The organism is Anabaena sp. AL93 (genome assembly GCF_001672085.1).
Classification (GTDB): Bacteria; Cyanobacteriota; Cyanobacteriia; order Cyanobacteriales; family Nostocaceae; genus Dolichospermum; species Dolichospermum heterosporum.
In genome coordinates, this window is sequence record NZ_LJOU01000010.1 from 25,487 (window position 1) to 39,775 (window position 14,289).

Consider the following 14,289-nt stretch of genomic DNA (forward strand, 5'->3'; position numbering starts at 1 on the left):
CCTCCCCACCCTCGTTCCTAGCCTCTGGCTGGGAATGCCAATCTTGAGGTTTTACCTCAACTCATTATAACCGAGGCAGAGCCTCTTGACAGCATTCCCTGTCAGAGACAGGGAACGAGATAAATATCTCCCTTCTCTCTTTCTCTGTGTCCTCTGTGCCTCTGTGGTTCGTTTAAAAAAACTAGAATACCCAACCCAAAAACCCATGATCTTCCTAGAATTAGTCCTGCAAAACTTCGGTCCTTATGCTGGTAAACAAATCATCAACCTCAACCCCCAAATTGACGAAGACAACACCCGCCCAATTATTTTATTAGGGGGAATGAATGGCGGCGGAAAAACCACCCTTATGGATGCCATTCGCCTAGCATTATATGGACAACGCGCCCAATGTTCAACCAGGGGAAATTTGAGTTATAGTGATTTTCTCACCCAATGCGTGAATAGTAAAAGTACCCCCACAGAAAAAACCAGAATAGAATTAGTTTTTGAACATATCGAAGAAGATAGACCAATAAAATATCGGGTTGTGCGGACTTGGGAAAAAAATCCTAAAGATGGAAAAGACCATTTAGGAATATTAGGAGATGATGAAACATGGCCAATTGATTCATTAGTAAATATTTGGGATGAATATATAGAAAATATTTTACCTTTAGGTATTTCTAATTTATTTCTCTTTGACGGTGAACAAGTTAAAGAACTTGCAGAACAGGAAATACCCCCGCCCATAGTTGTAGATGCGATTAACGGACTTTTGGGTTTAGAATTAGCCGATAAATTAGCAATTGATTTAGAAATATTAGTAAATCGTAAAAGACGAGAATTTGCAGATACTAAAGATTTAGCAAAATTAGAAGTAATTGAAACCCGAATCCATGAAAAACAGGAAGAATACAAAAACAATCAGATAAAACTAGCAGATATAAATACTCAAGTTACAGAATTAGAAAAAGTTCATGAAGAGGCTTTAGACAGATTTGTGAATGAAGGTGGTAAAATTGCTGCTGAACGTAGTCAGTTAGAACAACAAAAGGAAGAGAAAATTAAAGTTGCTAATAACGTTCGTGAATCTTTGTGTGAACTAGCTGCTGATGTTTTACCTTTAGCCTTAATTAGTCCTTTATTATCTCAAGTGCAAAGACAGGGAGAAAAAGAACTGAAAACTCAACAAATTCAATTAGCGAAAGATGTCTTAATTGCTAGAGATGAAAGATTACTAAATTGGCTACAACAATTAAATCTGGAAAATAATAAAGTTACTAATATTCAATCTTTTTTAGCTGAAGATATCAATAACTTATATACTAATAACTTATCAACAGAAAATACTTGGTTAAATGGAGATGAAGAAAGTTTAAGTTTACTTGACAATATAACCTATCGTTTACAAGTTTCCCAAAATAACGCCCAAAAGCAATTAGATGAATTAACTAATTATGAAGAAGAAATCCTCACCTTAGAAAGACAAGTACAAACTGCGGCTGCACCCGAAGAATATACAAAACTACAAAAAGCAGTAAAAGAAGCACAAACTGAATTTAATAAAATTAAATCTCAGTCAGACATAATGACTCAAAAACTGATAGAATTAGATACAGAAACCAAAAAATTGAGACAAGAACTAAATGAATATACTGTACAAAATATCAAATATCAAAATAGTGAACATATTATTGATTCTGCATTAAAAGTTCAACAAACATTAAAAGTATTTCGAGAAAGATTGACTTTGAGAAAATTAAATAAATTAGAAGAAGAAGTCAAAAACTGTTTTCTATATTTATTACACAAATCAGACTTAGTACATCGCATAGCTATTGATAGTAAAACCTTCGGCTTATCATTATATGATTTAAACGGAAAACAAGTCCCCAAACATCGGCTTTCCGCCGGTGAAAAACAACTATTAGCGATCGCATTTTTGTGGGGATTAGCCAAAGTATCAGGAAGACGCTTACCCATAGCCATAGACACCCCATTAGGAAGACTAGACTCCTCCCACCGAAACAACCTAGTAGAAAGATACTTTCCCTCAGCCAGCCATCAAGTAATCCTCCTTTCCACCGACACCGAAATTGGCAAAAAAGAATACCAAAACCTCCAAGAAACCGAAGCCATAGCCCGCGAATACCTACTCCAATATAACTCCAACAAAAGAGAAACCACAATAAAACCTGGTTATTTTTGGTGATTGGTGATTGGTGATTGGTGATTGGTGATTGGTGATTGGTAATTGGTGATTGGTGATTGGTGATTGGTAATTGGTTGAAATAAAATTTATGGGAAGACCGGATTTTGAAGAGTTACAAGTTTATAAGTTATCAGAAAAATTAGCAAATGAAATTTGGAAAGTAGTTATGGGATGGGATAATTTTGCTAAAGATACTATTGGTAAGCAGATTGTTCGTTCAGCAGATAGCATTGGAGCAAATATAGCAGAAGGTAGAGGACGTTACAATATTCAAGACAATAAACGCTTTATTAAAATTGCTAGAGGTTCTCTAAATGAAACAATTCATTGGATGCGACTTGCTTATGTTCGTAAATTATTAACAGTTGAACAAGTAAATATTCTCAAACCGTTAATAGAGGAACTTTCACCCAAATTAAATGCTTACTTAAACTCATTGGGAACTGGAAATAGTAACAAATAGGTTTTCCTCACCAATCACCAATCACCAATCACCAATCACCAATTACCAAAATGGAATCACCAATAGAAAGAATCAAACTTTCCCAAACAGCCAAAGAACAACTCCTCAAACTCAAACGCAGCACCAAAATTGAACAATGGAACATATTATGTCGGTGGGCGTTTTGTCGTTCCCTCGCAGAAGCCGCCGCACCTTCCCCCGTACCTATCCCCCAAGATAGCAACGTCGAAATGACATGGCGGGTTTTTGGGGGAGAAATGTCCGATATTTTACTTTTAGCCCTCAAACAACGCTGCTACAACGACGGCTTAGATACAGATAGAGAAACCCTAATTACGCAATTTCGCTTACATTTACATCGGGGTATTGGTTACTTAGCCGGAAATCAGAATATTAAGAAAGTTGAAGATATAATTGAACAGGCTACAAAGAACGTAAAATCCTGATTTTGCACCGTCTAGTAGAAATGACAAGATAACTCTTATGAAAGAAATTCAAGCACTCAGACAGGCCTTCCAAAGCCAGAAAATGGGTGCTTTATTATTACTAGGTTTTGCATCAGGTTTACCACTATTCCTGACGAGTAGAACCCTACAACTATGGATGCAAGATGCCAAAGTTGATATTGCCAAAATCACCTTATTTGGGTTATTAAGTTTACCCTATTCCTTAAAATTCCTGTGGTCGCCCCTATTAGATAGATTTACACCACCATTGCTAGGTGGCAGACGCGGATGGTTAATTATTACCCAAATTGGGTTAGTATTAGCGATCGCTGCCCTTGCCCTTCAACAACCAGCCCAAAGCGAACAAGTATTACAAATCCTCGCCATCAACTGCCTGATTATTACCTTCCTCAGCGCCACCCAGGACATCGCTGGTGATGCCTACCGTACCGACATTTTAAACCCCCTAGAGGCGCAAACAGGGGCATCTGTGTGGGTATTAGGCTACCGGATCGCCCTATTTATTACCAGTTCCCTCGCCTTAGTGTTAGCAGATTATCTACCTTGGAATGTCGTATATTTGCTCATGGCAGTGATTATGGCGGGAAGTATATTTACTACTTTGTGGTCGCCCGCAGAACACAAACTACAAAATAAAACACAACTAGCCCCCATTTCTGGAAAAGACGTGATTTTTATAGTCATGATCACGTTACTAGTAGCAGGGTTAATAGCTGGCGTTTTTGTCGGCTTCATTCCCCAACCTGTATTTTATTGGTTATTAGCAGGATTATTAGTAGCTTGGATAACTGCATCCGTATTATTACCAAACTCCCTACTAAATGAAGTTAGCGAAGATAGTCCGCCTGAAAACTTACAAACAGCTATTTTCCTACCCTTTAAAGAATTTTTTCACCGCTTTGGCATCAAACAAGCCAGCTTAACACTCAGTTTTATTCTCCTCTATAAACTAGGTGATTCCCTCGTCGGCATTACAGCCAACTTATTTTTACGAGAAATAGACTTTACAAAAACCGAAATCGGCGCAATCCAAGCCGGAATGGGATTTATTGCCACCACCGTCGGCGTATTAGCTGGGGGTGTGATCATGACCAAAATTAACTTAAATCGCAGTTTGTGGGTATTTGGAGCGCTGCAATTACTCAGTAACTTGGGTTATTATGCCCTAGCTGTGGCTAATAAAAAAGATTATTCCCTACTAGTCATCGCCGTAAACATCGAAAACTTCTCTGCTGGATTAGTCACAGTCGCTACAGTTGCCTTTTTAATGAGTCTCTGTAACCACCGATTCACAACCACCCAGTTTGCTTTATTCTCCAGCCTCATGGCCATCAGTCGAGACGTACTTTCCGCCCCCGCAGGTAGTTGGGCTACAGCCACAGGTTGGCCGACATTTTTCTTACTCTCTCTTGTAGCGGCGTTACCTGGTTTGCTACTATTACCTATGGTTGCCCCTTGGCATCCCAAGGTATTAGCAGCCACCAGACCAGGACTAGAAGAAGATATATGGGAACACAAGTAGTTATTATTGTCGGTACATTAGTTCTAATAGTTACAGGTCTATTACTGGGCTATGTCCTCTCACAATTAGTTCTGCAAAATCTGGCTTTTAGTTTCCTCACACTCCTGGGAACTATCAGCCTGATCCTAATTTTTGGGACACTTTATTACGTCCTATTTTGGCAACTGCGACGCGAACCCCTGCAAGCACTCAATCCCAGCATCCCCAACCAACCAGATGAAGAAGTGACCGGCAACTACCTCAAAAATCGCCTCATCGCTAGATTATCTGGGGACGTAGCGGCAGCGGAAAGACTAATTGAACAAGCCAAACAAAACGTTCCGGGAATGCCCGAAAATTGGTACTGTGAAAAAGTCTTAAATGAATTAGACCAGGATCAGCCTTAATATTACGGCAGAAAAAGACAAATTCATTTTGCTTAGTGCAAGTTGGCTAATTTATTGTTGAGAATTCGCTAGAATTAATACTGTTGCTATTTATTCATAAACAAAAACATGGCTATTTTTCGTCAATATATTGCCCCTTTGATTGCAGTGTTGATATTTACCCTGGCTTTGGTAGCAGTCAGCGCTCGCATCTTTTTACCCTCGGATATGGTAGCTCCCGCTCCCATTGGCATGATCATTAGGTAATTGAGGCATAAGTCTATTTTGAATTTCATTCCCGGCTATTCTCTTCGCCAAGGTTCTACCCTCGATAAAGCCCTCTTGGTCAAGTTCATGCAGCGCACTTACCAAGAACAATTCCCTGATCAAGACTTTTCCCACTTAGCACATACAGTTGAGCAATACTTCTGTCGTGATACCCCCCTATGGTGGGTCTATAAAGAGGTAGGGGCGGTGGGGGAGGTAGGGGCGGTGGGGGAGGTAGGGGAGGTAGGGGCGGTGGGGGAGGAAATTCTTCACCAATTACCAATCACCGATTACCAATCACCCGTAGCTTGTTTATGGGTGGGGAATGCTATAGATCAGGTTAGTGGCGATCGCCATCCGCACATCTTTCTCCTGTACGTCATCCCAGAATATAGGCGCAAAGGCATTGGTAAAGGATTAATGGCTTATGTAGAAAATTGGGCTACACAAAAACGCGATGTCTCCGGCAAGCCCAGCTATCGCCAAATCGGACTACAAGTATTTCTCTCCAACACACCCGCATTAAATCTTTATCATCAACTTGGTTATCAAGAACAATCCCTCTGGATGGTAAAATCACTCTAATTAGGGAACAGGGAACAGGTTACAGTTGAATAATTATGTACGACGAATACGAATTAAGCCTACTCGATGCTGAAGTTGAGCTAGAAAGCCCATTAGATAAAATAGAACCACTTACTGATGAGTCAGAAGTGGAAAAACCTGATGCGGAATTAATGCTGGTACTCTTAGAAAACACCCAGCCTCAACAACGGATGTTAGCAGCGCGTGCTTTTTGTGATATTCAAGATGAACGAGCAACACCTCATCTTATCCATCTTTTAACAGATAATTGTCCCCTAGTGCGAGTTAGTGCTGCTTATGGTATCGGACGTAACCCAGCCAAAGAAGCCGTAGAACCATTAATTATGCAACTCAACCGCGATTTTAATGGTTATGTTCGCAAAGGCATAGTCTGGGCTTTAGGTAATTGCCGCGATCGCCGTTCCTTAGCACCCCTCACTAATGCCCTGAGAACCGATATTCCCGCCGTCCGTCTCTGGGCAGCCAGCGCCCTAGCACAGATGACAGAAGTAGGTTATGAAGCCATCGTCGGCGCAATTCCCGCCCTAATTGAAGCCTTAGTTACAGACCCCATCGCCGCTGTACGAAGTAACTCCGCTTGGACAATTGGCCAGCTTTGTAAAGAACTACCATCTAACGTCGTCTATGCCACAGCTATAGACGCATTAATCCAAGCTTTTGCCGAAGATAAAGACTTAGGAGTGAGAGCAGACACCAAAGCCTCACTACTGGGCGTAGGAGATCCTCGTGGTTTACAATTAATCGAAACCCTAGAACAAGAAGGATGGTTTTAGCTTAAATACCATTCCTTTGACGCATATTTAATCTTCTTTCGCCAAAACGGATGAGTCGTTCAATAGCCAGAAGACGGTTTTCCCAAACTTTAACTTGATAGAGATTGGCTTGATTTTTCCCCGGTATCTGTGAAAATTGCAATTGAACCTGGTTGAGGGCTTTTCTGGCTGTAATTAAATTAAGAGCAGACGGTACAGATGCCAGTTGATTCAACGCATCTTTTAACTCCTGATCTAATTTCTCAAACTCAGTATTGGTGATTGCAGACTTATGTAACTGACTATTTTTTTCCACCACGCGCCATTCTCTCTGCAAAGCTGCATAACGAAACGCCGCCGTGCGAAAAGGTTGACGCTGGGGTATAGGTTCGTTTTTAATTCCTTGGGTACTATTAAATATTTGTTCTAGTTCAGGATGAAAATTTTCCGCTGCAAACAACGCATAACCGTTCACTGGCAAGTCTCGCAAAAGTTGCAATTGATCAAATGCACCCATAGTTGGTAATGACTTCAGACGGATTCCTGGAACTAATAGGGTAGCACCTAATTTTGTAGAAGTAATCCACGGTTGAGCTAATCCTTGAAACCGAGGTGTATCCAAAGCATAGGTCATCGGCACAATTAAATCTATATCTCCTCTTCTTGCCCATACTTCCCAATGTTGCTGAATTTTTTCTACGCGTTCATATTCTGGTAAGGGAAAAACAGCTACTGACAAAATCAGGGTGTTTCGTTTTTGTCGCAAGGTCTGTGATAATTCAGCCACAAAGCTATCCACCTTTTGGGTGCGGAATGCTGTCCATTGTTGCCACAAATCCCGTTGACTGGGAGAAATATCCAAGGGGTCAATACCAGTCTGCTGTTTAAATTGCTCCCTTGCAGCTTTACCATAACCATAGCTACGACCAACAAGAGAGTCTTGAAAAGGATAACGAATATAATCCAAATGAATACCATCTACTTGATAGCGAGTAACAATTTCGGTATATAATTTAGTTAAATATTCTCTTACCTGGGGATTAGCTGGATCTAAAAAAGGTTTAGTTTGACCAATGGGAATAATATTACCTCGATTGTCATAATTAGCCCAATCGGGATTTGCGGCTAATACTGGTCCCAAATAATCAGGACTAACATTAATAATTTCATTATGACGGTTATTTCCAGCGGCGAATACCCACACCCAAGCGTGCAATTCCATTCCCCGTGCATGAGCTAGTTTCACCGCACTCTCTAGGGGGTCCCAGTCACGAATCAGGGGGTTTTGTTGAGGTGCTACCTGACTAGGATAAATGGGATAACTGGCATTGACGGTTTCCAAAAAAATGGTATTAATTCCGGCTTTTGCTAGTTTATCAAAAATTTTGGCTAATTCGACTTCATTGCCGGCTTTGACAATAGTGCCTCTATCTAACCACATTGCCCGAATTTCTGGTTGTGCTAATCGTTGATTGACGGGAAATTGCTGCCATAGATTTGCTTTAGCTTGTAACCATTTCTGTCTAACTGTTACATAGTTTTTTTGTTGAATTAATAAGGGGATACTTTTAACTGTTTCTCTCGCTTGTACTAATGTTTCTGCTAAGTTTGATGCTGATGTTTCTGGGTGGGAAGATGCTGTTTTGATTGATTCTGCTTTTTCCAGTGGGGAATTAGTGCCACTATTGTTGATATTTTTGGCAGAATTATAAGCTAATGCTGCTATATGGGTACTTTCTAATCTACCAATCAGATTTTCTAATTCTTTTTGCAGGGCTATACCTTCTTTTTGATCAATCGGCTGATTAGAATTAGGTATAACATCTAAGCGGACATTTTCTTCTAGTTGATTAATTGGATCAATAAAATTTTCATTAGTAATTTTAGAAACTACTAATGATCCTGTATTTTTTGGATTTGGTTGTAATTGGGAAGTAACAGTTATTTTTGTAGCAGGTTTTAGCCGGGAAATAACTGTGGTTTTTTTAGCAATCTTTTTAGCAGGTTTTACATGAGAATTAATAGTGGTTTTTTTAAGAGGTTTGGATTGGGAGGTAAGGGTGCTTTTTTTGAAGATTTTTTTGGTGGGTTTTAACTTGGAGGTAGCAATGGGTTTTTTGGGAATTTTTTTAGGAGGTGGGGATTCGGAAACAATCGGTAATTTTTCTAGAATTTGCGGTTGCGTGGGTTCAGTAGCTATTGTTGGCTGACAGTTTGAAGCAGGATTTGTAAGTTTACTTTTGCTATTAACTGGTAATCTTAAATAACGATTTAAGGATGCTTTTAACCAAGCAATGTCTAATCCTACAGATGTATCTTTTCCCCAATACCAACCTAATAAGGTAGATTTTTCAGTTGTTAATATTGCTGGTGGATGATCTTGGGAGTCCCAACTTACAGGAGTTTGACTAGTAGAATTATTAGGAATAATCACACCACCTCGAATTGCACCAAATAATTCTTTTTGATTTATCCAATCAGGAATATTCGTATTTGTGGGTTGCAAATTTTCAATGGTGTTGAAGCTAAATCCCCAATAACCTCCTAGAAGTTTTCGTAATAATTGACGAACTCCTGGTGTGGATAAATTACCCACTGGTCCACTAGCTATTAAATATCCACCTTGACTTACCCATTGATCTAAGGCGATCGCCTGTTCCGTTGTCAATACCTCTACATTGGGCAAAAATAATACCGATGGTTTACCCCAATCAGTCTTATCTTTAACTTGACTCAGCGGAATCACACAATATTTCACATTTAGCTTCTGTAAGCGGTTGCTAATTCTTTGCCATTCTTCAGGATTATTCTGGCTATTAACTACACTGAATACAGGAGAATCATTAATAGCTTTTACAGGCAATACTCCCCAGATATTAAACAGGAACAAGTTAATATTTAAAATAACGAATCCGACTGTCTTTTTATTCATTAGTCAGTTGTCAGTTGTTATACTCAACACGGCTTATTCATTTGATTCGGTGGGTAAGGGTTTAGCAGTGCTAAACCCCTACAAATCTAGGTTTTTCGTAATTTCGTAAAAGTCCATGTCCTAACCGTGTTTAGTATAAGTAGGTTGGCGTTGAAAATTATCGTTATAGCAAGGCAAGAGGCAAGAGGCAAGAGTAAAGAAGTTTTCAGCGATTTTACGTTTCTTTACACAGTTTGGTTTTATTGTGTTCACCTACTTAGTTGTTAGTTGCTAAGGATAGGAAAGAATTTTGTTAATTATTAGTCCGCTTGAAGACAAGTATTGATTAATTCCTCAACTCCCGCTACAGGGAAAATACTGACATTTAATTTTTGAGATACTTCTGCAACCGTCATATCATCTAAAAATACCAATTCTCCATGCTTCAGCATGACGCTAGGTAATAAAATTCCCTCTCCTAAATCTTGCCCTTTTAAGTTTAAAAGTAAATCATGTCCGGTTAATAAACCAGTCACACTGATACTTTGTCCCCAATAATCGCTAGATAAAGCTCGCATATTCACTTCTAAACCCGTGACAGTATTTAACTGTTCTACCAAGGGTTGAAATGCTGTTTCCACTGCATTACCGACAACCCAAGTTAATCTGCGTTGATTGGTAATTTTTGGTGGTAATAACTCAGTTGCAGTTTGGGTAAACTGTTTAATAAATAAGCGAATTGAACCTACACCATTATCAATTTGCGGATATTCTTCATATTCAGCTTCAGTAGGTAATTCCTCCCCAGCAATTAAAAACCATTCATCAGCTAACCAGACGACACTAGAATTATATTCTTGGCGAAATTCCTGGGAGAGTAATTTAACTTGATAGATTACCTCTTGGGCTTTTTCCCGCGTCACAGGTATGAGTTCATCTTCCTGGGGACGAAACCGCGTCAAACCCACCGGGACAACTGCTATTGATGCTACCGTTGGTAATTCTCCAGTATGAAAAGATGTTAAATCCCGCAATGTCCTCTCTAAATGTTCACCATCATTTATACCAGGACAGACAACAACTTGAGCATGAATTTGCAATCTTCGTTTTTGAAACCATTTAATTTGTGATAATATTTCCCCGGCACGATTATTTTTTAAAAGTCTAATTCTCACATCTGGTTCCGTGGAATGCACGGAAACATAGAGAGGTGATAACCGCATTTGTTCAATTCTTTGCCATTCTCTCGCGGTTAAATTCGTTAAAGTTAGATAAGAACCATATAAAAAGCTTAGGCGATAATCATCATCTTTTAAATATAAACTAGTTCGTTTTCCTGGTGGTTGTTGATCAATAAAGCAAAAGGGACAACGGTTATTGCACTGAATCAACCCATCAAATAAAGCTGTAGCAAATTCCAGTCCTAAATCATCATCATAATCCTTTTCAATTTCGACATGATGGGTTTTCCCCGTCGCATCTAAAACTTCTAATTCGAGAATTTCATCAGCACATAAAAATTGATAATCAATTAAATCACGGGGTTGTGTGCCATTAATAGCCACAATCGCATCACCGGCTGTAAAGCCAATTTCCTCCGCAATTGAGTCAGGTAGCACCTTGGTAATTTTCGCAGGTTGAATGGTAGTCATTAGTCAGTTGTCAGTTCTCAGTTCTCAGTTCTCAGTTGTCAGGAAAGGTTGGAGGACAGAAGGAATTTATTTGGAAGTCCCTTGTCCCCTATTTTCCAGATTTCAACTACTCTAACTATTTTTTAACATTCCCGCAGCGATCGCACTTAATATTGTTGCTCCAAATGCCAACCGATACCAAACAAATATCCAAGTATTCTTGGTTTGCAGATAACGCAACAGCCAAGCAATAGAGATATAAGAAAAAACAAACGCAGATAATGTCCCTACACCTACCACAACCAGGTCAATTTTCCCCAGTGCCTCCTTCAAAAACTGATACACAGTAGCAAGTGTTAAAGTCGGAATACCTAAAAGAAAAGAAAATCTAGCGGCTGTTTGCCTTTCTAAGCCGAGAAACAAGGCTGTAGTTAAAGTTGAACCCGAACGAGACGCACCAGGGGCTAAAGCCATCATTTGTCCGATCCCAATCAACAAACCATCACGAATTGTTAGGGTGCTAAAATCTCGCTTATGACTGCCCAGTTTTTCCGATGCACCTAATAACAGCGACATAACAATTGATACTATTGCAATAGAAGTCATACTGTTAATAGCTGAATCTTCGCTATTTAATGCTTTTTTCAGGACAAATCCGCCGATTACAGCAGGTAAAGTTCCTATAGCTATGCCTACTAACAATTTCCATTCTTCCTGTTCCCAGTCTTTTTGTTGAAAAGCCTTGAAACCTCCAGTTAATATCTGTTTAATATCTGTCCAAAAATAAATTAATACCGCTATGACACTACCAAATTGAATTGTTGCCAGAAAAGCTTTTGAACTCAATTCCTGCCAATGAAAAACCTTGGTAAACACCTCTAAATGAGCCGTACTGCTAATGGGTAAAAACTCTGTAATCCCTTGAACTATACCCAAAATAAAAGCCTGAAAAATTAACTGAATCAGATTCCCTTCCGGTACTCCTACCTGTAACAGTTGCCATGATAGTAAATTTATACTATTCACTTCTAAGATTGTTGTCATTAACAAAACTCCCAAAATCAATGCGTAATTCTAGCAAACTATCCAACTTTACTTGGTTGTTGTCAGTCTGTTTAGACAAAATCTTATCAGCGCAGTAAGTAGGTTGGCGTTGAAAATTGTCGTTATGGCAAGGCAAAAGGCAAGAGGCAAGAGTGAAGAAGTTTTCAGCGATTTTACGTTTCTTTACACAGTTTGGTTTTATTGTGTTCACCTACTTAACTCTTAAATAAACCATGCACCCAAATTACTTGTTTATCTCAGATTTTAACCATATTTTCAAATCATTAATATCTGTAAAATCTAATAATGTTTCTCCTAGCCTTTCTAATTGTTCTATGTTCAAACTTTTGATATTTTGAGTATAACTATCTTCCAGCTTTCCAAACCGTTTAGATAATATCCTTAGCAATAGGTTTGTTGCTGCATCTTTTTTACCTTCCTGTCTGCCTTCCTGTCTGCCTTCCTGTCTGCCTTCCTGTCTGCCTTCCTGTCTGCCTTCCTGTCTGCCTTCCTGTCTGCCTTCCTGTATCCCTTCCTGCTTTGCTTCTTGATATACCCGTGTTTGCTTAATATCACTCACTAAAAACATTGCTTCTATCTCCTGACGGCTTAATTGTGAAAATTTGGACAATAAAACAGTCTCCAACAACTCTATAATACCTTGTTTTTCTCTGTCATTATCAATCTCCGTCTTAGTTCTTGCCATAAGGGTTTTAACTAATTCCAGTGCTTGTGCTTCCTTACTAACAATTAACTCAATTAACCCCATACCAATTGAACCCGGTGGTAATTCATCTAAATAAATTCGTTTAATTCTCCCACTATTAATCAATTCTTGTTGATAAGCAGTCAATTCTCCCACATCTAAACTCCGTTTCGGAAATAAAGCTACGGCTTGCCAATCTTGTACAGGTTTGAATTGATTGAGATAAATGTTGATTTCGGCGATTAATTCCCAGTAAAAATCTGGTTTTTGTTGAAATTGCACTTCCACAAAATAGATGGGTTTCTTCACACTATCTGCTGTGAAAATTCCATCAAATCGAAATGCTTTTTCTTTCACTTCCACAGAAGTAAATTTATAATCTGTGGCATTTTCTGTAGGTTCTCCCAGGATTTCAAATAATAGGGTGTGGAAAGTGAGGAAGATTTGGTAGAATATCGTGTCTGTGTGCATTATTCCTGATTTTAATATTTCTTATATTACAAAAAAAAGGGAACAGGGAACAGGGAACGGGGGAAAGAGGGAATATTTTGCCATAATATTCAAAATATGGCTCATTTCTTATACATGGCAAGCTTTATGAGATTTTTTGTTCAGATTTTGCATATTATGTACTGGCGTTGCTGATTAAGGGTATGAATTTTAGTCTCACGCAAAGGCGCAATCACGCTTCGTGATCTCGAAGAGTAGACGCACTGAGGTTTGAGTTTTAAAGGTTCAATTTGGGAATTTCATACCTCAATATGGCTACGCCTATGTACTCAAGAGCCTAAAAAACTAAAGTTTCAGAGTTTAGATCTTCAGTCAAAAAAGAGATGTTTTTACAAGATGCGTAGCAGGAAAAAAACAGTATCATTATTTCAATCTCATGTTTTTAAACATGAGTTTTTTCTGTTCCCTGTTTCCTGTTCCCTGTTAAGAGTTCCCTGCCCTCACAGACAACTTTTATGGCTTACGCTACGCTATCAGCAAACCGTAAGATACAAGATAACGTCTTGGTATTTTGGCTATGAAGACAAATATGATTTTTTTATTTCCCTAGTTCTGGAATTTATATGGGAAATAATTATCTTGATAAATAAAAGCCTTATATATAGGCGCACACTTCCCCTACTTTAACATAAGTATAGCAAAAACTCGGAACACTGTCAAGCCCCCTAGCTGAAATCACCAAAAATCGTTTGATTATTGATAAAATTCTCATTATTATTGAGAATAGACCCTCAATAATTGAGAAAGTCCTTTTTTACTAGAATCCTATACAAATAACTTATAATTCAATCACAAAATTCGCAATTTCTCTGATTAATCTGGTCATTTATCAATACCAAGTCACCAAAGTG

At 38.8% G+C, this 14,289-nt stretch carries 12 protein-coding genes; 8 read left to right on the forward strand and 4 right to left on the reverse strand.

The annotated features are described in order from the left end of the window. Positions 1 to 205: 205 nt before the first annotated feature. The 8 genes from dndD to AN486_RS04050 all read left to right on the forward strand — a co-directional run bounded on the left by dndD (position 206) and on the right by AN486_RS04050 (position 6,657). A complete protein-coding gene (gene dndD, locus AN486_RS04015; protein WP_168635717.1) occupies positions 206 to 2,194 on the forward strand; it encodes a DNA sulfur modification protein DndD in 1,989 nt (662 codons plus the stop codon). A gap of 88 nt (positions 2,195 to 2,282) precedes the next feature. After that, complete coding sequence (locus AN486_RS04020) at positions 2,283 to 2,657, forward strand: four helix bundle protein (RefSeq protein WP_053540436.1); 375 nt, start codon at positions 2,283 to 2,285, stop codon at positions 2,655 to 2,657. A 50-nt stretch (positions 2,658 to 2,707) separates the two neighbouring features. Next, entirely contained in the window at positions 2,708 to 3,103 is a 396-nt protein-coding gene (gene dndE / locus AN486_RS04025; protein ID WP_290599415.1) for a DNA sulfur modification protein DndE, read from the forward strand. Between the two features lie 37 nt (positions 3,104 to 3,140). Further along, positions 3,141 to 4,646: an AmpG family muropeptide MFS transporter gene (locus AN486_RS04030; RefSeq protein ID WP_290599416.1), complete on the forward strand. Its 1,506-nt coding sequence runs from the start codon at positions 3,141 to 3,143 to the stop codon at positions 4,644 to 4,646. Then, the gene (locus tag AN486_RS04035) at positions 4,631 to 5,032 is read left to right on the forward strand and encodes an ABC transporter permease (RefSeq protein ID WP_168635578.1); all 402 of its coding nucleotides are present in this window, start codon (positions 4,631 to 4,633) and stop codon (positions 5,030 to 5,032) included. Before AN486_RS04030 ends, AN486_RS04035 begins: the two co-directional genes overlap by 16 nt. Positions 5,033 to 5,140: 108 nt before the next feature. Beyond that, the gene (locus tag AN486_RS04040; RefSeq protein ID WP_168466401.1) at positions 5,141 to 5,278 is read left to right on the forward strand and encodes a hypothetical protein; all 138 of its coding nucleotides are present in this window, start codon (positions 5,141 to 5,143) and stop codon (positions 5,276 to 5,278) included. An 18-nt stretch (positions 5,279 to 5,296) separates the two neighbouring features. Beyond that, positions 5,297 to 5,863: an N-acetyltransferase gene (locus AN486_RS04045; protein ID WP_053540440.1), complete on the forward strand. Its 567-nt coding sequence runs from the start codon at positions 5,297 to 5,299 to the stop codon at positions 5,861 to 5,863. A gap of 35 nt (positions 5,864 to 5,898) precedes the next feature. Beyond that, positions 5,899 to 6,657, forward strand: a complete 759-nt coding sequence (locus AN486_RS04050; protein WP_039204618.1) for a HEAT repeat domain-containing protein — start codon at positions 5,899 to 5,901, stop codon at positions 6,655 to 6,657. Between the two features lies 1 nt (position 6,658). On the opposite strand, the gene AN486_RS04055 is transcribed toward AN486_RS04050, so the two are convergent. From AN486_RS04055 to AN486_RS04070, 4 genes are all read right to left on the reverse strand, one after another. Then, positions 6,659 to 9,568 (reverse strand): family 10 glycosylhydrolase, encoded by a 2,910-nt coding sequence (locus AN486_RS04055; protein ID WP_290599417.1) that lies wholly within the window; start codon positions 9,566 to 9,568, stop codon positions 6,659 to 6,661. A 299-nt stretch (positions 9,569 to 9,867) separates the two neighbouring features. Then, the gene (locus AN486_RS04060; RefSeq protein WP_290599418.1) at positions 9,868 to 11,199 is read right to left on the reverse strand and encodes a TIGR03279 family radical SAM protein; all 1,332 of its coding nucleotides are present in this window, start codon (positions 11,197 to 11,199) and stop codon (positions 9,868 to 9,870) included. 111 nt (positions 11,200 to 11,310) lie between these two features. Further along, positions 11,311 to 12,222 (reverse strand): undecaprenyl-diphosphate phosphatase, encoded by a 912-nt coding sequence (locus tag AN486_RS04065; RefSeq protein ID WP_027404576.1) that lies wholly within the window; start codon positions 12,220 to 12,222, stop codon positions 11,311 to 11,313. A 244-nt stretch (positions 12,223 to 12,466) separates the two neighbouring features. Then, a complete protein-coding gene (locus tag AN486_RS04070; protein WP_290599419.1) occupies positions 12,467 to 13,399 on the reverse strand; it encodes an Rpn family recombination-promoting nuclease/putative transposase in 933 nt (310 codons plus the stop codon). Positions 13,400 to 14,289 lie beyond the last annotated feature (890 nt).